The organism is Promicromonospora umidemergens (genome assembly GCF_024171995.1).
Classification (GTDB): domain Bacteria; phylum Actinomycetota; class Actinomycetes; order Actinomycetales; family Cellulomonadaceae; genus Promicromonospora; species Promicromonospora umidemergens.
In genome coordinates this window covers 175,165-193,731 of the sequence record NZ_JAMTCT010000009.1, presented here as the reverse complement: position 1 = coordinate 193,731, position 18,567 = coordinate 175,165, and the positions used below count along the sequence as shown (strand labels likewise).

At 70.9% G+C, this 18,567-nt stretch carries 21 protein-coding genes and 1 pseudogene; 9 read left to right on the top strand and 13 right to left on the bottom strand.

The features are described 5' to 3' along the window. The 9 genes from APR04_RS16185 to argC all read right to left on the bottom strand — a co-directional run bounded on the left by APR04_RS16185 (position 1) and on the right by argC (position 9,317). The gene (locus APR04_RS16185) at positions 1-555 is read right to left on the bottom strand and encodes a uridine kinase family protein (RefSeq protein ID WP_253871922.1); all 555 of its coding nucleotides are present in this window, start codon (positions 553-555) and stop codon (positions 1-3) included. A gap of 30 nt (positions 556-585) precedes the next feature. Continuing rightward, positions 586-1,986 (bottom strand): argininosuccinate lyase, encoded by a 1,401-nt coding sequence (gene argH, locus APR04_RS16180; protein ID WP_253871945.1) that lies wholly within the window; start codon positions 1,984-1,986, stop codon positions 586-588. A gap of 119 nt (positions 1,987-2,105) precedes the next feature. Beyond that, on the bottom strand, positions 2,106-3,335 hold the full coding sequence (locus APR04_RS16175; RefSeq protein ID WP_253871920.1) for an argininosuccinate synthase: 1,230 nt from the start codon (positions 3,333-3,335) through the stop codon (positions 2,106-2,108). Positions 3,336-3,385: 50 nt separating this feature from the next. Then, positions 3,386-3,895: an arginine repressor gene (locus APR04_RS16170; RefSeq protein WP_253871918.1), complete on the bottom strand. Its 510-nt coding sequence runs from the start codon at positions 3,893-3,895 to the stop codon at positions 3,386-3,388. Next, positions 3,895-4,824 (bottom strand): ornithine carbamoyltransferase, encoded by a 930-nt coding sequence (argF, locus tag APR04_RS16165; protein ID WP_253871916.1) that lies wholly within the window; start codon positions 4,822-4,824, stop codon positions 3,895-3,897. The genes APR04_RS16170 and argF overlap by 1 nt, the downstream gene beginning before the upstream one ends. Continuing rightward, positions 4,821-6,101 carry an acetylornithine transaminase gene (locus APR04_RS16160; protein WP_253871914.1) on the bottom strand — a complete coding sequence of 427 codons (1,281 nt, stop codon included), beginning with the start codon at positions 6,099-6,101 and terminating at the stop codon, positions 4,821-4,823. Before APR04_RS16160 ends, argF begins: the two co-directional genes overlap by 4 nt. Then, the gene (argB, locus tag APR04_RS16155; RefSeq protein WP_253871912.1) at positions 6,098-7,057 is read right to left on the bottom strand and encodes an acetylglutamate kinase; all 960 of its coding nucleotides are present in this window, start codon (positions 7,055-7,057) and stop codon (positions 6,098-6,100) included. Before argB ends, APR04_RS16160 begins: the two co-directional genes overlap by 4 nt. Further along, a complete protein-coding gene (gene argJ / locus APR04_RS16150; protein WP_253871911.1) occupies positions 7,054-8,238 on the bottom strand; it encodes a bifunctional glutamate N-acetyltransferase/amino-acid acetyltransferase ArgJ in 1,185 nt (394 codons plus the stop codon). Before argJ ends, argB begins: the two co-directional genes overlap by 4 nt. After that, positions 8,235-9,317, bottom strand: coding sequence for an N-acetyl-gamma-glutamyl-phosphate reductase (gene argC / locus APR04_RS16145; protein ID WP_253871910.1), 1,083 nt, complete (start codon positions 9,315-9,317; stop codon positions 8,235-8,237). Before argC ends, argJ begins: the two co-directional genes overlap by 4 nt. 167 nt (positions 9,318-9,484) lie before the next feature. Here argC and APR04_RS16140 point away from each other — a divergent pair, with 167 nt between their 5' ends. From APR04_RS16140 to APR04_RS16130, 3 genes are all read left to right on the top strand, one after another. Next, complete coding sequence (locus tag APR04_RS16140) at positions 9,485-10,129, top strand: hypothetical protein (RefSeq protein ID WP_253871909.1); 645 nt, start codon at positions 9,485-9,487, stop codon at positions 10,127-10,129. 162 nt (positions 10,130-10,291) lie between these two features. Next, entirely contained in the window at positions 10,292-10,546 is a 255-nt protein-coding gene (locus APR04_RS16135) for a type II toxin-antitoxin system Phd/YefM family antitoxin (RefSeq protein ID WP_253871908.1), read from the top strand. Further along, complete coding sequence (locus APR04_RS16130; protein ID WP_253871907.1) at positions 10,543-10,803, top strand: Txe/YoeB family addiction module toxin; 261 nt, start codon at positions 10,543-10,545, stop codon at positions 10,801-10,803. The genes APR04_RS16135 and APR04_RS16130 overlap by 4 nt, the downstream gene beginning before the upstream one ends. A gap of 30 nt (positions 10,804-10,833) precedes the next feature. Here the strand turns inward: APR04_RS16130 and APR04_RS16125 are convergent, their stop codons facing one another. Further along, positions 10,834-11,334 carry a GNAT family N-acetyltransferase gene (locus tag APR04_RS16125; RefSeq protein WP_308292359.1) on the bottom strand — a complete coding sequence of 167 codons (501 nt, stop codon included), beginning with the start codon at positions 11,332-11,334 and terminating at the stop codon, positions 10,834-10,836. Positions 11,335-11,368: 34 nt separating this feature from the next. Here APR04_RS16125 and APR04_RS16120 point away from each other — a divergent pair, with 34 nt between their 5' ends. The 3 genes from APR04_RS16120 (at position 11,369) to APR04_RS16110 (ending at position 14,826) form a co-directional block, all read left to right on the top strand. Next, entirely contained in the window at positions 11,369-12,352 is a 984-nt protein-coding gene (locus APR04_RS16120) for a quinone oxidoreductase family protein (protein WP_253871906.1), read from the top strand. A 164-nt stretch (positions 12,353-12,516) separates the two neighbouring features. Then, on the top strand, positions 12,517-13,911 hold the full coding sequence (locus APR04_RS16115; protein ID WP_253871904.1) for a family 43 glycosylhydrolase: 1,395 nt from the start codon (positions 12,517-12,519) through the stop codon (positions 13,909-13,911). Positions 13,912-14,067: 156 nt separating this feature from the next. After that, the gene (locus APR04_RS16110; protein ID WP_253871902.1) at positions 14,068-14,826 is read left to right on the top strand and encodes a methyltransferase domain-containing protein; all 759 of its coding nucleotides are present in this window, start codon (positions 14,068-14,070) and stop codon (positions 14,824-14,826) included. 9 nt (positions 14,827-14,835) lie between these two features. Here the strand turns inward: APR04_RS16110 and APR04_RS16105 are convergent, their stop codons facing one another. Next, positions 14,836-15,267 carry an SRPBCC family protein gene (locus APR04_RS16105; protein WP_253871900.1) on the bottom strand — a complete coding sequence of 144 codons (432 nt, stop codon included), beginning with the start codon at positions 15,265-15,267 and terminating at the stop codon, positions 14,836-14,838. Positions 15,268-15,547: 280 nt separating this feature from the next. Here APR04_RS16105 and APR04_RS16100 point away from each other — a divergent pair, with 280 nt between their 5' ends. Both APR04_RS16100 and APR04_RS16095 read left to right on the top strand, forming a co-directional pair. Next, positions 15,548-16,102 carry an AAA family ATPase gene (locus APR04_RS16100; protein ID WP_253871898.1) on the top strand — a complete coding sequence of 185 codons (555 nt, stop codon included), beginning with the start codon at positions 15,548-15,550 and terminating at the stop codon, positions 16,100-16,102. Next, a complete protein-coding gene (locus tag APR04_RS16095; protein ID WP_253871895.1) occupies positions 16,099-16,578 on the top strand; it encodes a GNAT family N-acetyltransferase in 480 nt (159 codons plus the stop codon). The genes APR04_RS16100 and APR04_RS16095 overlap by 4 nt, the downstream gene beginning before the upstream one ends. Positions 16,579-16,843: 265 nt before the next feature. Here APR04_RS16095 and APR04_RS16090 read toward each other — a convergent pair whose 3' ends face one another. Then, on the bottom strand, positions 16,844-17,383 hold the full coding sequence (locus tag APR04_RS16090; RefSeq protein ID WP_253871893.1) for an HAD family hydrolase: 540 nt from the start codon (positions 17,381-17,383) through the stop codon (positions 16,844-16,846). Between the two features lie 15 nt (positions 17,384-17,398). Continuing rightward, a complete protein-coding gene (locus APR04_RS16085) occupies positions 17,399-18,175 on the bottom strand; it encodes an LLM class F420-dependent oxidoreductase (protein WP_253871891.1) in 777 nt (258 codons plus the stop codon). 113 nt (positions 18,176-18,288) lie between these two features. On the opposite strand from APR04_RS16085, the pseudogene APR04_RS16080 reads away from it, so the two are divergent. Further along, a pseudogene (locus tag APR04_RS16080) lies at positions 18,289-18,567 on the top strand (LLM class F420-dependent oxidoreductase); the annotation flags it as partial.

The following is an 18,567-nucleotide window of genomic DNA, read 5'->3' as shown; positions in this document are numbered from 1 at the left end:
CTACGGCGTGAGCTTGCCCGAGCCGTCCAGGCGGATGTCCGCGCGGGCGCGGGTGTGCTCCTGCTCGTAGTGGGCGGCCTCGTCCCGCATCCACTGCAGCCAGTGGTCACGGGCGTCGGCGCCGTCGCGCTCCAGGCCCCGGCGCAACCGTTCGGCGTCGTCGGCCTCGACCCAGACCCGGAAGGCGCCCAGCGCGTCCACCTGCTGCGCTGCCGCACCGCAGCCCTCCACCACGAGGTGGGTCGACGGCGGGACGTCGTGCCACTCGGCCCAGTCGCCGTCGACCCAGTCGTAGCGCCGGTAGCGCACCCGCTCCCCCGCGGCCAGCGGGTCCAGCACCCACCGGCGGAGGTTCGCCGCGCCGCCGTCCGGGCCAGCGGCCCAGCCCTCGTAGAGGTCGTCCATGTGGATGACCGGGGCCTCCAGCGCGTCACCCAGCTGGGCGGCGAGCGTCGTCTTGCCGGAGCCGGCCGGTCCGTCGACGCACACGAGGCGTGCGTCGGCGGACCGGATGCGGTGCAGCAGCTCACCGAGAACGGCAGGCGACACGCTCATCGTGAGCCCTTCCCGCTGTGTTGTGGGGGGTCACGGCTCGGCCCAGAAGCGGTACTCCGTCGAGCGTTCCTTCGCCAGCTCGATCTGTTCCCGGACACGAACCGGGGCCGTGCCGCCTACCGCGTCGCGCGACGAGAGCGAGCCCTCGACCGACAGCACGCCGCGCACCTCGGGCGTGAGGTGCTCCGAGATCTTGGCGAGGTCATCGTCGGACAGGTCCCAGAGCTCGATGCCACGCGCCTCGCACTCCTGCACGCAGGTGCCGGCCACCTCGTGCGCGACCCGGAACGGGACGCCCTGCCGCACGAGCCACTCGGCGATGTCGGTGGCGAGCGAGAAGCCCTGCGGGGCGAGCTCGGCCATGCGGTCCGTGTCGAAGACCATCGTCCGCACCATGCCCGAGAACGCGGGCAGCACGGTCGTGAGCGTCGCCACCTGGTCGAACACCGGCTCCTTGTCCTCCTGCAGGTCGCGGTTGTACGCGAGCGGGAGGCCCTTGAGCGTGGTCATGAGGCCCACCAGGTCCCCGATCACGCGCCCTGCCTTGCCGCGCGCGAGCTCGGCGATGTCCGGGTTCTTCTTCTGCGGCATGATCGACGAGCCAGTGGAGTACGCGTCGTCGAGGCGGACGAACCCGAACTCCTTGGTGTTCCAGAGGATGACCTCCTCCGCGATCCGCGACAGGTCCACCGCGATCATCGCCGCGACGAACGCGAACTCCGCCGCGACGTCGCGTGACGCCGTGCCGTCGATCGAGTTCTCGACCGGGCCGCCCTCCAGTCCCAGGTCCGCGGCCACCGCGGCCGGGTCGAGGCCCAGCGACGAGCCCGCGAGCGCCCCGGAACCGTAGGGCGACTTCGACGCCCGCACGTCCCAGTCGAGGAAGCGGTCGACGTCGCGCAGCAGGGGCCAGGCGTGCGCCAGCAGATGATGCGCCAGCAGGACGGGCTGGGCGTGCTGCAGGTGCGTACGCCCTGGCATGGGGGCGTCGCCGGCGGCGATCGCCTGGGTGATCAGCTCGTCCACGAGGTCCAGGACCTGCACACCGATCGTGCGCGCCTGGTCGCGCAGGTAGAGCCGCACCAGCGTGGCGATCTGGTCGTTGCGGGACCGGCCGGCGCGCAGCTTGCCGCCCAGCTCGTCCCCGGCCCGCTCCAGCAGGCCGCGCTCGAGCGCGGTGTGCACGTCCTCGTCGTCCAGCACGGGGAGGAACGCGCCAGAGGCGACGTCCTGCTCCAGCATGTCCAGGGCGTCGATCATCCGCGCGAGCTCCGGCTGGGTGAGCAGGCCCGCGCCGGCCAGCACGCGGGCGTGCGCCTTCGAACCGGCGATGTCGTAGGGCGCGAGCTTCCAGTCGAAGTGCGTCGACTGCGAGAGCGCGGCCAGCTCAGGGGCCGGCCCGCCGGCGAACCGGCCGCCCCAGAGGGCCACCTTCTCGCCGGTGTGTGCCCCGACGGTGCCGGACGCCGACTGCTCGACGTCCTGCCCCGCACGGTCCAGCCCAGCACCGTCCTGCCCCGCACCGTCCACCCCTGTGTCGTCGTGCCCCGTCACAGTGCACCGACCCCCAGGTCCACGCCGTTGCCGAACTTCTCGTCGCGCGCCGCGGCGAGCTTGGCCGTGAGGCCGTAGATCTCGATGAACCCGCGGGCCTGCGACTGGTCGAACGAGTCGCCCTCGTCGTAGGTGGCGAGGTTGAAGTCGTACAGCGACTGCTCCGAGCGGCGCCCGGTCACGGTGGCCCGGCCGCCGTGCAGCACCATGCGGATCTCTCCGGAGACGTACTTCTGCGTGTCGTCGATGAAGACGTCGAGCGACTTCTTCAGCGGCGAGAACCACATGCCGTCGTACACGAGCTCGCTCCAGCGCTGCTCCACCTGGCGCTTGAACCGGGCCTGCTCGCGCTCGATGGTGACGTTCTCCAGCTCCTGGTGCGCGGCGATGAGCGCGATCGCGCCGGGGGCCTCGTAGATCTCGCGGGACTTGATGCCCACGAGCCGGTCCTCGACGATGTCGATGCGGCCGACGCCCTGCGCGCCGGCGCGGCGGTTCATCTCCTGGATCGCCTGCAGCGGGGTGACGGCGACGCCGTCGATCGCCACGGGCACGCCCTGCTCGAAGGTGAGGACGACCTCGTCCGCCACCGGCGGGAACGTCGGGTCGTCCGTGTAGGAGTAGACGTCCTTGGTCGGCTCGTTCCAGATGTCCTCGAGGAAGCCCGTCTCCACGGCGCGGCCCCACACGTTCTGGTCGATCGAGAACGGGTTGTTCTTCGTGGTCGCGATCGGCAGGTCGTGCTTCTCCGCGTAGTCGATGGCCTTCTCGCGGGTCAGGGCGAGGTCACGCACCGGCGCGATCGACTTGAGGTCGGGCGCGAGCGAGGTGGTGGCCACCTCGAAGCGGACCTGGTCGTTGCCCTTGCCCGTGCAGCCGTGCGCCACGGTCGAGGCGCCGAACTGGCGGGCAGCGCGCACCATGTGCTTCACGATGACGGGGCGCGAGATGGCGGAGACCAGCGGGTAGCGGTCGAGGTACATGCCGTTGGCCCGCAGCGCGGGCATGCAGTACTCCGCCGCGAACTCGTCGCGCGCATCGGCGACGTACGCCTCGACGGCGCCGCAGTCCAGCGCACGCTTGCGGATGACGTTCATGTCCTCGCCGCCCTGGCCGACGTCGACGGCCACGGCGACCACCTCGGCCCCGGTGGCCTCAGCGATCCAGCCGATGGCGACGGAGGTGTCCAGGCCGCCCGAGTAGGCGAGCACGACGCGTTCAGTCATGATTGACGATCTCTTTCCGGTGGTGGTGTCAGTGCGATTGTGAAGTGTTCTCAGGCGCTGAGCGCGAGGAAGCGTCCCGCCAGCGCGGCGCCGTCGGCGTCCCGCGCTATGACGAGGATCGTGTCGTCCCCCGCGATGGTGCCGAGCATCCCGGGAAAGACGGAGTGGTCGATCGCCGAGGCCAGCAGGTTCGCCGCCCCCGGCGGGGTGCGGAGGACCACGAGGTTGCCCGACGACTCGGCCGAGACCAGCAGCTCCTTGGCCAGCCGGGCCAGCCGTGCGGACAAGTACTCCTCGCTCGCGTCCGACTGCGCGCTGCGGTCCCCGCCCTCACCAGGGACCGCGTAGACGAGCGTGCCGTCCGAGCCGCGTACCTTCTCGGCCTGCAGCTCGATGAGGTCACGCGAGAGCGTGCCCTGCGTGACGCTCACGCCGTCGGCCGCCAGGGCGTCGGCCAGCTCCGCCTGCGAGTGGATGGCGTTGCGGAGCACGATCTCGGTGATCCGGGCGTGCCGGGCCGCCTTCGTCGTCGCGGTCGTCGCCGTCTGCTTGGTGACCATCAGCCCTGCTCCAGCAGCCAGGCCAGCAGCGCCTTCTGGGCGTGCAGGCGGTTCTCCGCCTCGTCCCAGACCACGGACCGCGGGCCGTCGATGACCTCGGCGGTGATCTCCTTGCCGCGGTACGCGGGCAGGCAGTGCAGCACCAGCGCGCCGTCGGCGGCGCTCGCGAGCAGCTCCGCGTTCAGCTGGAAGTCCCAGAACGGCTTGGCCCGCTCCGCGGCCTCCGCCTCGTCACCCATCGAGACCCAGGTGTCGGTGGCCACGACGTCGGCGCCCGCGACGGCTTCCTTCGCCGACGTCGTCACGGTGACCGAGCCGCCCGTCGCCGCGGCGATCTCGCGGGCGCGGGCGACCACGGCGCCGTCGGGCAGATAGCCCTCGGGGCCCGCGATCCGTACGTGCAGGCCGGCCGTGACGCCGCCCAGCAGGTAGGAGCTGCCCATGTTGTTCGCGGCGTCGCCCACGTAGGCGAACGTGGTGCCGGGCAGGGCGTCGAGGCCGCGGTGCTGCGCCACCGTGAGCAGGTCCGCGAGGATCTGGCACGGGTGGAACTCGTCGGTGAGCGCGTTGACGACGGGCACGCGTGAGACGGCGGCCATCTCGTCGATGCGTTCCTGGCCGAACGTGCGCCACACGATGGCGGAGACCTGACGGTCCAGGACCCGTGTGGTGTCCGCGATGGACTCGCGCACGCCGATCTTGGCGAGGTTGCCGTCCACCAGGAGGGGGAAACCGCCGAGCTCTGCGATGCCCGTGGCGAACGACACCTGGGTACGCAGGGTCGGCTTGTCCGTGATGAACGCGACGGCGCGCGGGCCCTCCAGGGGGCGGCGGGCGAACCGGTCCGCGCGCAGGGCGAGGCCGAGCTCCAGGACTGCCTTCTGCTCGGCCGGCGCGAGGTCGTCGTCGCGCAGGAAGTGGCGGGTCATGCGAGGTCCTCCGGAAGGGATGCGAAGAAGCGGGCGGCGTCCATCGCCTGCTCAGCAGTCAGGATCAGGGGCGGGGCGAGCCGGATCGCGTCGGGTGCCACGGCGTTCACGATGAACCCTGCCTCCAGCGCCGCGGCGGCCACCTGCGCAGCTACCGGCTCGTTCAGCACGACGGCGAGCAGCAGGCCGCGCCCGCGAACCTCCTTGACGAGCGGGCTGCCGCTCATCTCGATCTCCTGGCGCAGCAGCGCCCCGGTCTCCCGCACGTTCGTGAGCAGCCCGTCGCGCTCGATCACGCCGATCGTCGCGAGCGCCGCCGCCGCCGCGACGGGGTTGCCGCCGAAGGTGCTGCCGTGCTGGCCGCGGCCAAGCAGGCCGGCTGCCGCGCCGTAGGCGATGACCGCACCGACGGGGAAGCCGCCGCCGAGGCCCTTGGCGACCGTGACGACGTCGGGCACGATGCCGCCACCGAGCTCCGGCTGCTGGTAGGCGAACCAGGACCCGCACCGGCCCATGCCGGTCTGGATCTCGTCCAGGACGAGCAGCGCACCGTGCGCAGTGGTCAGCCGGCGGGCGGCCGCGAGGTAGCCCGGCGGCAGGGGGCGCACGCCGGCCTCGCCCTGCACCGGCTCGACCACCAGGGCCGCCACCTCGCCGTGCTCGGCGACGGACTGCGGCGTGAACGCGGCCTCCAGTGCGGCGAGATCGCCGAACGGCAGGTGCTCCACGCCGCCGGGCAGCGGCTCGAACGGCTCCCGGTAGGCGGCCTTCGCCGTCAGCGCGAGGGCGCCCATCGACCGGCCGTGGAAGGCGCCCTCCAGGGCGAGGACCCGCGTGCGGGTCCCTGTCCCGGACGACGTCGCGACGCGGCGCGTCATCTTGAACGCCGCCTCGATCGCCTCGGTGCCCGAGCTGGTCAGGAACACGCGCGAGCCGTCCGGCGCCTCTGCCACGCGCTGCAGCGTCTCGGCCAGCGCGATCTGGGCAGGTGTGCCGAAGAAGTTCGAGACGTGCCCGAGCGTGCCGAGCTGGGCACTGATCGCCGCCGTGAGCGTCGGGTGGGCGTGGCCCAGCGCGTTCACGGCGATACCGCCGAGCAGGTCGAGGTACCGCTTGCCGTCCGCGTCCCACACGTACGAGCCCTCACCGCGCACCAGCACCCGCTGCGGCGGGCCGAACGTGTCCATCACCGCGCCCGTGTACCGCTCGGTCCACGCGGCGACCGAGCCGTTCGCCGCCAGCGCCGAGCCGTCCTCGGCCGGGATCACCGTGCTCATGCGCTCACACCTTCCTTCGTGGTCTCTGCCGGCGTGGTCTCTGCCGGCGTGGTCTCTGCCGGCGCCGGGACGACCATCGTCCCGTTGCCCTGCGTGGTGAAGACCTCCAGCAGCGCGCTGTGCGGCTGGCGGCCGTCGATGACCGTCGCGGCGGGCACCCCGCCCTCGACGGCGCGCAGGCACGCCTCCATCTTCGGCACCATCCCGGACTCGAGGCTCGGCAGCAGCTCCGCCAGCTCCGGGGCCGAGATCCGCTGCACCAGCGAGCCCTTGTCCGGCCAGGCCGTGTACAGCCCCTCGACGTCGGTCAGGACGATGAGCTTCTTGGCACCGAGCGCGACCGCGAGCGCCGAGGCGGCGGTGTCCGCGTTGACGTTCAGCACCTGGGTCGGGTCGTCCTTGTCGGGCGCGATCGTGGAGACCACGGGGATGCGGCCGGCCTGCAGCAGGTCCTCCACAGCGCGCGGGTCCACCTGCACGACGTCGCCGACGAGGCCGACGTCGACCGGTTCGCCGTCCACGACGGCGTGGCGACGCTCGGCGCCGAACAGGCCGCCGTCCTCCCCCGACAGGCCGACGGCGACCGGGCCGTGCGCGTTGATCAGGCCCACCAGCTCCCGGCTGACCTGCCCGGTCAGGACCATGCGCACCACCTCCATCGCCTCCGGCGTGGTGACGCGCAGGCCGCCCTTGAACTCCGAGGCGATGCCGAGGCGGTCGAGCATGGCGTTGATCTGCGGTCCCCCGCCGTGCACGACGACGGGCCGCAGCCCTACCTGTCGCAGGAACACCATGTCCTGGGCGAACGCCGCCTTGAGGCGTGCGTCGATCATCGCGTTGCCGCCGTACTTGACGACGACGAGGGCGCCGGAGAACTCCTGCAGCCAGGGCAGGGCCTCGATGAGCACCTCGGCCTTCTGGTCGGGGCGCAGCCCGTTGACGATGTCGCTGCTCATGAGCTGTACGCGCTGTTCTCGTGGACGTAGTCGTGCGTGAGGTCGTTGGTCCAGAGCGTGATCTCGGCGTCTCCGGCGTGCAGGTCGATGGTGAACGTGACGTCACGTGCCGCGGCCATGTCGACCTTCTCGGGCGGCTCGTGGGCGCCGCCGGCCTTGCAGACCATGACGCCGTTGACGCTGACGTCGAGCTCTGCGGGGTCGAACGGGGCGACCGCCTCGGGCACGGTGCCGACCTGGGAGAGGATGCGTCCCCAGTTGGGGTCGTTGCCGAAGACCGCGGCCTTGACCAGGTTGGACCGGCTCACGGCCCGTGCGACGGCGAGCGCCGCGTCCTCGCTGGTCGCGTTGGTGACGGTGATGGCGATGTCGTGGGACGCGCCCTCGGCGTCGGCGACGAGCTGCCGGGCCAGGTCCGCGCAGATGGCCGTGACGGCCTCGGTGAGCGCGTCCAGGTCCGGGGTCACGCGGGAGGCGCCCGAGGCCATCAGCACCACGGTGTCCGAGGTGGACATGGCGCCGTCGGAGTCGACGCGGTCGAAGGTGACCCGGGTAGCGGCGCGCAGGGCGGCGTCCGCCGTTGCCGCGTCGACGACGGCGTCCGTGGTGATCACGCAGAGCATCGTGGCGAGGGCGGGCGCGAGCATGCCCGCGCCCTTGGCCATGCCGCCGACGGTGAAGGACCCGCCCTGCGACGTCCCGACGGTGCGCACAGCGGTCTTCGGCACGGTGTCGGTGGTCATGATCGCGGTCGCCGCGGCCTGTCCCCCGGCGTCGTCGGCAGAGAGCGCACCGACCGCGACGGGTACGCCAGCGAGCAGCTTGTCCGCGGCCAGCCGCACGCCGATCAGGCCGGTCGATCCGACCAGCACGTCGATGGCGCCGATGCCGAGCTCGTCGGCGACCTTCTCGGCGGTGGCGTGCGCGTCCTGGAACCCACCGGGTCCTGTGCACACGTTGGCACCACCGGAGTTGAGCACCACGGCGCGGGCGACGCCGTCCTTCACCGCCTGGCGCGACCACATGACGGGCGCGCCGACCACACGGTTGCTCGTGAACACCGCGGCGGCGGTGTGCTCGGGGCCGTCGTTGACGACGAGGGCCAGGTCCGGCGTGCCGGAGGCCTTGAGGCCTGCGGTGATCCCGGCCGCCCGGAACCCGTGTGCCGCGGTGACGCTCACGGTGCTACTCCTTCGGTGATGAGGCCGGCGGTCTCCCGCAGGCCGAGGGCGAGGTTCATGGACTGGATCGCTGCGCCGGCCGTCCCCTTGACGAGGTTGTCGATGGCGGTGACGGTGACGACCCGGCGCGCCGCGGCGTCGACCGCGACCTGCACGCACGCCGTGTTGGCGCCCAGCGTCATCGCGGTGCTGGGCCACTGGCCCTCCGGGAGGAGGTGCACGAACGGCTCGTCCGCGTACGCGGCCTCCCACGCGGCGCGGACCTGCTCCGGGTCGACACCCTTGACCAGCGGGGCGGTCGCCGTCGCGAGGATCCCGCGCGACATCGGCACGAGGGTGGGCGTGAAGCTGATGCTCGGCCCCGCCGCCCCCGCGGCCCGCAGGTTCTGCAGGATCTCCGGAATGTGCCGGTGCGTGCCGCCCACCCCGTACGGCTGTGCGGAGCCGAGGGCCTCGCTTGCAAGGAGGTGCGGCTTGAGCGCCTTGCCGGCGCCGGAGTACCCGTTGGCCAGCACGGCGACGATGTCGTTCGTCTCGATCAGGCCCGCAGCGACGCCGGGCTGCAGGCCCAGGGTCACCGCCGTGACGTTGCAGCCGGGCACCGCGATGCGGCGCGCGCCGGGCAGCTTGTCGCGCTGCCGGGCCGCGGTGGCGACGTCGACCCCGGGCGCCTCGGCGTGGATCAGCTCGGGCAGCCCGTAGGGCCAGGTACCCGCGTGCGTCGAGCCGTAGAACTGCTCCCAGTCGCTCGCCGACTCCAGCCGGTGGTCGGCCCCGAGGTCCACGACGAGGACGTCGTCCGGCAGCTGGGCCGCCACCTGGGCCGACGCCCCGTGCGGCAGGCCGAGCAGCACGACGTCGTGCCCCAGCAGGGTGTCGGGCGTGGTGGGCTCCAGGATGCGGTGGGCGAGGCCGCGCAGGTGCGGCTGGACCTCACCGAGGCTCGTCCCGGCGTTCGAGTGCGCGGTGAGCGTGCCGATCTCGACGAAGGGGTGCGCCGCGAGGAGGCGGAGGGCCTCCCCGCCCGCGTAACCGGACGCGCCGGCGACGGCGACGCGGATGAGCTGACTGCTGGACATATTCGGTAGTGTACATAACTATGCAGCGGTGCGACAGCAGGGCGACCCATGACCGCTGTCGAATGGCCCCCGACCTGGCCGACAAGACGCTAGCGTCACCGATCAGCCCTGGCAGCGTCTTGCCGGACCACCACCCTCACAGGAGAGTCATGAGATCAGTCACCAGAGTGCTCGCAGCGGCAGCACTTCTGCTTGCCGCGCCCGGTTGTGCGTCGAGCGCGACACCTGATGGGTCGAGCGTGGCTCCCACAGCGACGCCGACGGGAACCACGTCGCACGATCAAGCGAGCGACACGCTTTCCGAGACCGACGTCCAAGCACTGCTGATCGCGGGGAGGCCGGAGACGCTGACCTGGCTCATGACGGGCACGCCGACGGACTGGCAGCAGGTAGAGGGCGATCCCGGGACCACGGTGTGGCATGTGGGCGACTCCGCCTGCTCGGTCAACGTAGTGAATGTCGGTGGGTACGGCACCAGCGAGAACCCTCAGTCGAGAGAGGTCGCGCGAGAGTTCATCGGACGCCTGGTGGAGGGCATCGGCTCCGAGCCGAGATTCACCGACGAACCGGACCAGCCGTTTCCGTTACGCGTCATCACTGACGAAGGCGCGGCCGACGGCCAGACAGCCTTCGCGACCACGCACGTCACCGACGCGTCCGGGGAGCTCGAAGGATTTTCGCTGGGATTCCGAGACAACAGCGACGTCGGGCTGGCCGTGTTCGCATTGTGCGGCCAAGGCGACTTCCCCGACCATGAGGACTCGATGCGAGAGTTCGTCAAGAACAACCTGGCGGTCGAGATGACGTTCTGACCCAACGGTCACTCCGCAGGCTTCGACCCCGCGCGCCGGTCAGTGATCGCGCGGGTGTCCTGAAGGCCGACGAGAAGATGGCCGCCGATCAGCAACGATTCGAACTATGGGAACCTCGGTCGAACCGGTACCGTAATGTGGTACCAGTGAAGGGAGGGCATCATGTCGATGACCGCGAGCGAGGCCCGGGCCAACCTGTTCGGCCTGATCAAGCAGGTGAACGACGACCGGAACCAGGTAGAGATCGTCTCCAAGGCCGGCAGCGCCGTACTGGTGGCGAAGGACGAATGGGACGCCATCCAGGAGACGGCTTACCTGCTGCGCTCCCCGGTCAACTTCAACCGGCTGAACACGGCCGTTGCTGACGTTGAATCCGGCCACGAGCTCAGGTCCGTGGAACTGGATCTCGACGAGTGAACATCGTGTTCCACACCCTGGCCTGGGAGGACTACTGCTACTGGCAGGCCACGGACAAGACCCTCAAGCGGATCAACCTGCTGATCAAGGACATCACCCGAGACGACCCGTTTGAAGGCATCGGGAAGCCGGAGCAGCTGAAGGCCAACCTGACCGGGTATTGGTCCCGCCGCATCACCGACGAGCACCGGCTCGTGTACGCGGTCAAGGGTGAGGACTTGGTGATCGTCCAGGCCAGGTATCACTACTCGTCCTGAGATCGCCTCTGCCGGACCGAGCCCTCGAGTTCACGACCCAGCCAGCGGCAGATACATCACGTGCAGCCCTGTGTACCCGTGCGTCGGCGAGCGGAACGCGCCCGGCACCGTGCCGACGATCTCGAACCCGAGCGACTGCCACAGGCGCACCGCGGCCGTGTTCGACTCCACCACCGCGTTGAACTGGATGCCGCGGAAGCCCTGCTCCCGGTGCCAGGCGATCACGTGCTCGCCCAGCGCGCGGCCGACCCCGCGTCCACGGGCGGCGTCGGACACCATGAACGACGCCGTACCGACGTGGGCACCGTTGCCCGGCTTGTTGGGACCCATCTTGGCGGTGCCGAGCACCACGCCGTCCTCCTCCAGCACCACCGTGGCGCCGGGCGGCCGCTCGATCCAGTACGCGCGGGCGTCCGCCTCGGAGATCTCGACCGGGTAGGTGTAGGTCTCGCCCTCCCGGCAGACGGCGTCGATGACGGGCCAGACGTCGGGCCAGTCAGGCTCGGTGAGGGGACGGATGGTTCGGGTCACGCGGAGCACGCTACCCGCGGCATAGGCTCGTTCCATGCACGCAGTCGTAGCCCGTGAAGCGGGCGGTCCCGAGGTCCTGCAGTACACCGAGCTCCCCGACCCGACGCCGGGCCCTGGGCAGCTCCTGGTCCGCGTCGCCGCGGCGGGCGTCAACTTCATCGACACCTACCGGCGCTCCGGCGTCTACCCGATGGAGTACCCGCACGTGGTGGGTGCCGAGGGTGCAGGCACCGTGGAGGCGCTCGGCGACGGCGTCAGCGGATTCGCCGTGGGCGACCGCGTCGCCTGGCACGCCGGGCCCGGCTCGTACGCCGAGCTGGTCGCGGTGGACGCCGCCGGCGTCGTTCCGGTACCCGAAGGGCTGGACCTCACCACCGCCGCCGCCCTCCCCCTGCAGGGCATCACCGCGCACTACCTCGTCCGGTCCACGTTCGAGGTGCGGCCCGGGCACGACGTGCTGCTGACCGCGGGCGCGGGCGGCGTCGGCCTGCTGGCCACCCAGCTCGCCGTCGCGAACGGGGGCCGGGTCCTCACGACGGTGTCGACGCCCGAGAAGGCGGCACTCTCGTCAGCGGCCGGGGCGGCGCACACCATCGACTACGCGGCAATGTCCGACCTCACGAGCGAGCTGACGGCGGCCGTGCGCGAGCTCACCGACGGCAAGGGCGTGCACGTCGTGTACGACGGCGTCGGCAAGGCCACCTTCGAGGCGTCCCTCGCCTCCCTGCGGCCGCGCGGGATGCTGGTGCTGTTCGGCGGGGCGTCCGGCCAGGTACCACCGTTCGACCCGCAGCGCCTCAACAAGGGCGGCTCCCTGTTCCTCACGCGGCCGACGATCACGCACTACACGCTCAGCCGGGACGAGCTCGAGTGGCGCACCTCCGAGGTGCTCGGGGCCGCTGCGTCGGGCGACCTCGACGTCCATGTCGGGGCCACGTTCTCGCTGGCCGACGCCGGGTCCGCGCACGAGGCGCTGGAGGGCCGGGCCACGACCGGCAAGGTGCTGCTGGTGCCCTGACGGGTGGTTGCCCCAGCAGTGGCGTGAGTTCGGTCCCACGTTGGACTGATGGCGCGGGCAGCAACCACGCCTTGGGGCGCACCCTTTACAGAAAGTGGCCACGTCGCGAGACTTCACCCGTCGAGTTCTCTCTCGCCCGGAGGTTCAACGTGGTACTTCCTCGCTTGTCCCGTGCTCTCGTCACAGGTCCGGCCGTCGCCGCTCTGGCGCTCGGGCTCCTCACGACCGGCCCCGCCGCAGCCAGGCCCGCAGACGGCGCAGGCACCCCGGCGTCGGCCCCCGCCCCCGCCGCCGCAGGTGAGCTCTCCGCTCAGGCCGCCGTGCGGCCGAGCCTGGTGCTCGACCGCGACTTCCCCGACCCCGACGTGTCCAAGTTCGGCGACACCTACTACGCGTACGCGACCAACGAGGGCAAGAACCTGCCCTGGGCCACCGCGCCCGACCCGGACGGATCCTGGACGTACCGGTCCACCGACGCCCTGCCGAACCTCGGGGCCTGGGCGCAGGAGGGACGCACCTGGGCCCCGGATGTCTCCCGCCGTGCCGACGGGCGCTACCTGCTCTACTACACGGCCTGGCATGCCGCGTCCGGACGGCAGTGCATCGGCGCCGCGCTCGCCGACTCTCCCGGCGGCCCGTTCGCGCCGGTCGGCACCCAGCCGCTCGTCTGCCCGCTGACGGACGGCGGCGCGATCGACGCCTCCAGCTTTACCGACACCGACGGCGCCCGGTACCTGGTCTGGAAGAACGACGGCAACGCCATCGGCGCCACCACCTGGATCCATGTCCAGCGGGTGGCCGCGGACGGCATCACGTTCGAGGGCGGCGCCACCCAGGTGCTGCGCAACGACCGGGCCGACGAGGCAGGCATCATCGAGGCGCCGGTCATCACCAAGGTGGGCGACAGGTACGTGCTCTTCTACTCGGCCGGCCCGTACACGACCAACCAGTACGGCACGAGCTACGCCGTGTCGAGCTCGATCACCGGGCCGTACACCAAGGCGTTCCGCTTCCTCATGACCACCGAATCGCTCGACGGCGCGGTGGGCGGGCCCGGCGGCGCGGACGTGCTGCGCGACACCGGGGGCGACAAGCTCGTCTTCCACGGCCACCGGGACGCGGGCGGCCGTGGCATGTACGTCGCCGACCTCGGCTGGGCCAACGGCAACCCCGTGGTGCGGGGCAGCCGCGTGCGCTACGAGGCCGAGCGCGGGACGCTCAACAACTGCTCGGTGCGCGAGAACGCCGCCGGCGCGTCGGACGGCAAGGTCGTCGCGTACATCGACCACGCCGACAGCTCGGTCGACGTCGGCTCCATCTACGTACCGACGAGCGGCAGCTACTCGCTGCACGTCGGCTACGCCAACGGCTCCGTGGAGACCGCCACGCACACGGTCGCCGTGAACGGGGCGTCCGCCGGGTCCATCAGCTACCCCGTCACCGGCTGGGACAGCTGGTCGCAGGCGTCGAAGGACGTCACTCTGCGGGCCGGCTGGAACACGATCCGGCTGGGCAAGGGGATCGCGTTCGCGGAGCTCGACTTCATCGAGGTGGCGTAACCGCTGAGCGGCGGTCCAGACAATCCCCCGCAGCCCAGCGATTGCGCCCGGAACAGTCAGCGTTCCGGGCGCAATCGCTGGGCTGCGGCGGGGATCAGCGATCCGGGGCCCGGTGATGTATCTTGACATCAAGATACTCGACGACGAGGAGTTGCCATGGCCGACTGGAACCCCGGCGCATACCTGCAGTACACGGACGAGCGGTCCCGACCCTTCACAGAGCTCGTCGCCCGGGTGCCCGGGACGCCTTCCACCGTCGTCGACCTGGGGTGCGGCCCCGGCCACCTCACCGCCGTGCTCCGTGCCCGCTGGCCAGAGGCCCACGTGACCGGCGTGGACGCCTCCCCCGCCATGATCGAGAAGGCCCGCGCCGCCGACCCGGACACCGAGTACGTGCTGGCCGACCTGAGCACGGACGAGCACACCGCCGACCTCGTCATCAGCAACGCCGCACTCCAGTGGGTCCCCGGGCACCGCGAGCTGCTCCCGGCGCTCGCCGACCGCGCCACGCAGACCTTCGCCTTCCAGGTCCCGGGCAACCAGGACGCGCCGTCGCACACGTTGCTGCGGAAGGTCGCTGCCCGGGCGCCGTACGCCGACGTCGTCGGGCCGGTCGAACGGCGAGCCGCTGCCGACCCCGCCGAGTACCTGGACCTCCTGGCCCGGCCGGGCTGGACGGTGGACGTGTGGGAGACCACGTACACGCACCTGCTGCACGGGCCAGATCCGGTGCTGCGCTGGATCTCGGCGACGGGCGCCCAGCCCACGCTCCAGGCGCTGGAGGCAGAGGACCCCGGGCTGCGCGCCCGGTTCGAGCAGGAGTTCGGCGCGGCGCTGCGCGCGGCCTACCCGCAGCGGGCCCACGGCACGCCCCTGGCGTTCCGCCGTGTGTTCGCGGTCGCCACGCGGGCCTGAGCCGGCGGGTCAGCCCTCTGCCGTCACCCGGGCACGCAGACTGCTGAGCTCGGTGTCGACGTACTCCCGCGTGCGGCCCATCACCAGCCTGCCGAGCAGCCATGCCAGGCCGCCGGTCTGCGTGATCGCGAGCGTCACCAGGGACCGGCCGTCGGGCAGCCGCTCCACCAGGTGCTCCGCCTGCGTGGTCACGCCCGGCGCTTCGCTGATCCACGCGAAGTGCCGCGGCGGGTCCCACTCGTCGATGAGCCAGACCGCCAGGGGCAGCCTCGGCTGCTCGATCCGCACCTGCGTGCCGACGTCCGGCGGGTTCGGTCCGTCGATGATCGCCACGGACGTTATGGAGGGCGTCCAGTCCGGCATGTGCTCGATGTCGGACAGGACGGCCCACACGGCCTCCGGTGAGGCGTCGATCTCCGCGGACGTGCTGTAGTTCGGCATGTGGGCTCCTGTCATCTTCGGGTGGTCGCCGACCGGCGTCGCACCCATAGTCTCGGCCCATGGCACCCCCTGCGACGTGACGACACACGTCCGGGGGATCCGCTCGGGCGGGTGCGACACCATCCGCTACGCGGTGCTCCGCGCCGAGGACCCGGGGGTGGAGGTCATCTTCACGCCCTGGTCAGCGATCGTTCAACGGCATCACCGACGGCAACTGTCGGCGGCGGCTGACGAGCCCTGTCGCTACGCTGACCGCGTGAGCTCAGGTGCAGCAAGCACGATGACAGGTAGCGCACGGACCCGATTGGTGATCGTGCGCGGGCCTTCCGGGTCGGGGAAGAGCACCGTCGCTCGGGACCTGCGAGAGCGAATGGGCCGCGGCACAGCGCTGGTCGAGCAGGACTATCTGCGGCGCAAGCTGCTGTGGGAGAAGGACACTCCCGGAGCCTTGAACATCTCGCTGATCGACGCTGTCGCCCGTCACGTGCTGGACGCCGGCTACGACGCCGTCGTGGAGGGCATCCTCCACGAGCCCAGGTACGGCGACATGTTGCGAGCTCTGGTTGCTCATCATGCGGGCTCCACCGTGGTCGCCTACCTGGATGTGTCCTTCGAGGAGACAGTTCGCCGACACGCCGGCCGTCCCCAGGCCACCGAGTTCACACCCGAGCAGATGGCCACGTGGTGGGCGCCCGATGATCGTCTCGGGCTCGACGGCGAGGTCGTGATCGGTCCGAGGTCCACAGCCAGCCAGACCGCCGACCTGCTCGTGACCGCACTCGATGACACGTGCTCTGCCTACGCATCGCCCCAGACGACCGGCAGGGAGCCATGACCATCACCATCTCCTCGCTATCCGTCCCAATGATCGATGGCGTGATCAGCCTGATGGACCAGGGCGATCCGTTCATCAGGGCGCGGACCGCTTCGGACTACTGGGCGTACGCGACGCTCTTCTCCTCCACATGCCCGGTAGCGTTCGTCGACGGCGTCCTCGCCGGCGCCGTGACGGCATTCCGAAGCCAAGACGATCCCAGCGGGGTGTACGTGCAGGACGTCATGGTCCACCCGGACCATCGTCGCCAGGGAGTGGCCACCGCGCTGCTCGACTCCGTCGTCGTGCAGGCGCGCACGTGGGGTTGCACGCGGCTGTGGCTCACCTCGGAGCCGGGCAACCGGGCTGCTGACGCCTCCTGGCGGGCGCGGGTGTGGACGAACCTGCCTGGTGACCAGGAGGTCGACGGCGTGGAGGTCAAATCGAACTTCAAGGGGCCTGGCAAGGACCGCGCGGTCTATGAACTGTTGATCTAGCGTTCGGCGAAAACCGTGTCGCTCCAGGACATCCATACCGAGCTGTACGAGCGTGAAACATGGGTACTCCGCTGTGACGCACGCGGAGGTCGTCCTGGCGGCGGGTGCGTGGAGGGATACGCCCCCACGCACCCGTGTCGCAGATCGTTTTCCATGGGCCCATGGCCATTGACGTGCACTGGGAGTCCATCCACGAGGCGTGGGACGCCAACAACATCCGAGACTGATTCCCGGGCCCTCCCCGCCGCGGATGCGGCGAAGTCCGTTACCCGACGCGCGACACGACGTGCGTCGCAGGCGACGAGAGATGAGGAGCGACCGGGGTGGGCGCGAGGGCGCGCAGCACGGCCACCAGGCCCTGCTCGTCGATGGTCCCGGTGACGTGATCGGCAGCCTCGATGACCACGTCACAGGCCTGCCCCATGGCCACGGCTCGGGCGGCCCAGGCGAACATAGGGAGGTCGTTCAGCCCGTCCCCGACCCCGATCGTGAACTCCCGCGCGACACCCAAGGTGTCGCGGACGTGTTCGAGTGCGGACGCCTTGGACACGCTGCCGGGGGTGACGTCGAGCCAGTCGCCGTCGGCGGGCGTCGCGGTCAGGCCGAGGCGGCGCAGGTCACCGGCCAGGTCGAGGATCGCGGGAGCGCGCAGGATCATCCGCGGGGTGCGGTAGCGGGCAATCTGGTCGACCGTCGCGATGCGCTGGGCGCCGTTCACCTCGCCCGCCCCGAACAGGCGAGTCACGTGGTAACCCCAGCCGACCTCTTCGACAGCGATCTGCACGTCGAGGAGGGTCTTGCGCAACCGGGCCGCCAGACCTCAGCGCGCGTCGCGCCAGGCGAGCCACTTCTTCAGCGTCGACAGGTCGTAGTCCGGGCCGCTCGTGCCCACCGTGAGGAGCGTGGCGCCCGCGGCGACGAGCTTCTCCCCGGTCTCGGCGGGGTCTCCGTCCACGCCGACCGAGCGCTCCACGAGCTTCGCCGTGTCTCGGCCCACTTCGGCGCCGTGCTCGTCGAGGATGCCCGACTTGCGGGTCAGCGTCTCGACGTCCCCGAAGCTGTGCCAGATGTCCGCGTGCTCGGCCACGATCCGCAACGTCTTCTTCTCTCCGCCACCGCCGATCATGACCGGGATCTCGCGGACGGGGGCAGGGTTGCCCGCCGCAAGCCGGGCCTTGATCCGCGGCATATCCTCCGCCAGCTGCGCGATCCGCGAGCCGGCCGTGCCGAACTCGTAGCCAAACTGGTCGTAGTCCTTCTCGAACCAGCCGGCCCCGATCCCGAGGATGAGCCGCCCGCCCGAGATGTGGTCGACGGTGCGAGCCATGTCGGCCAGCAGCTCCGGGTTCCGGTACGAGTTGCACGTCACCAGCGCGCCGATCTCCACACGCTCGGTCTGCTCGGCCCACGCACCAAGCACGGTCCAGCACTCGAAGTGCTTGCCGTCCGGATCGCCGTAGAGCGGAAAGAAGTGATCCCAGGTGAACAGAACATCGACGCCCAGGTCCTCCGCGCGCAGCACCGCGTCCCGGATCTGGGAGTACTCGGCATGCTGCGGCTGGAGCTGGACGGCGATGCGAAGGTTCCCGTTGGTCATGCCCGCAGCCTATGCCGCAGACCACGTGCGCTCCTGCCCTCGACGCAGAACCGCGACAGCACAGGACCGCGATCTCATCTCCCGGCTACTCATCGGCGCCGGCCGGACCGAACGCCGCGGGCAACCCAGCGCCCACGCGGGAGATCCCGATCCTGATCGGCGGTGGCGGCGTGAAGAAGACGCTGCGCATCGTCGCCGAGCACGGCGCCGCCGTCGGGCGTGACACCGCCAGGCTCGTGGAGCGGTCCGTCGAGGTCAGCGGCGCACCGGAAGTAGCAGGCGAAGCGCTGGTGGCCGCCGGGGCGACGCTCCTCACGACGAGCAGCACCGGGCCGGACTACGACCTGAGCACCCTCAAGGTATGGCTCGACTGGCGCGACGAGCGCCGCTGA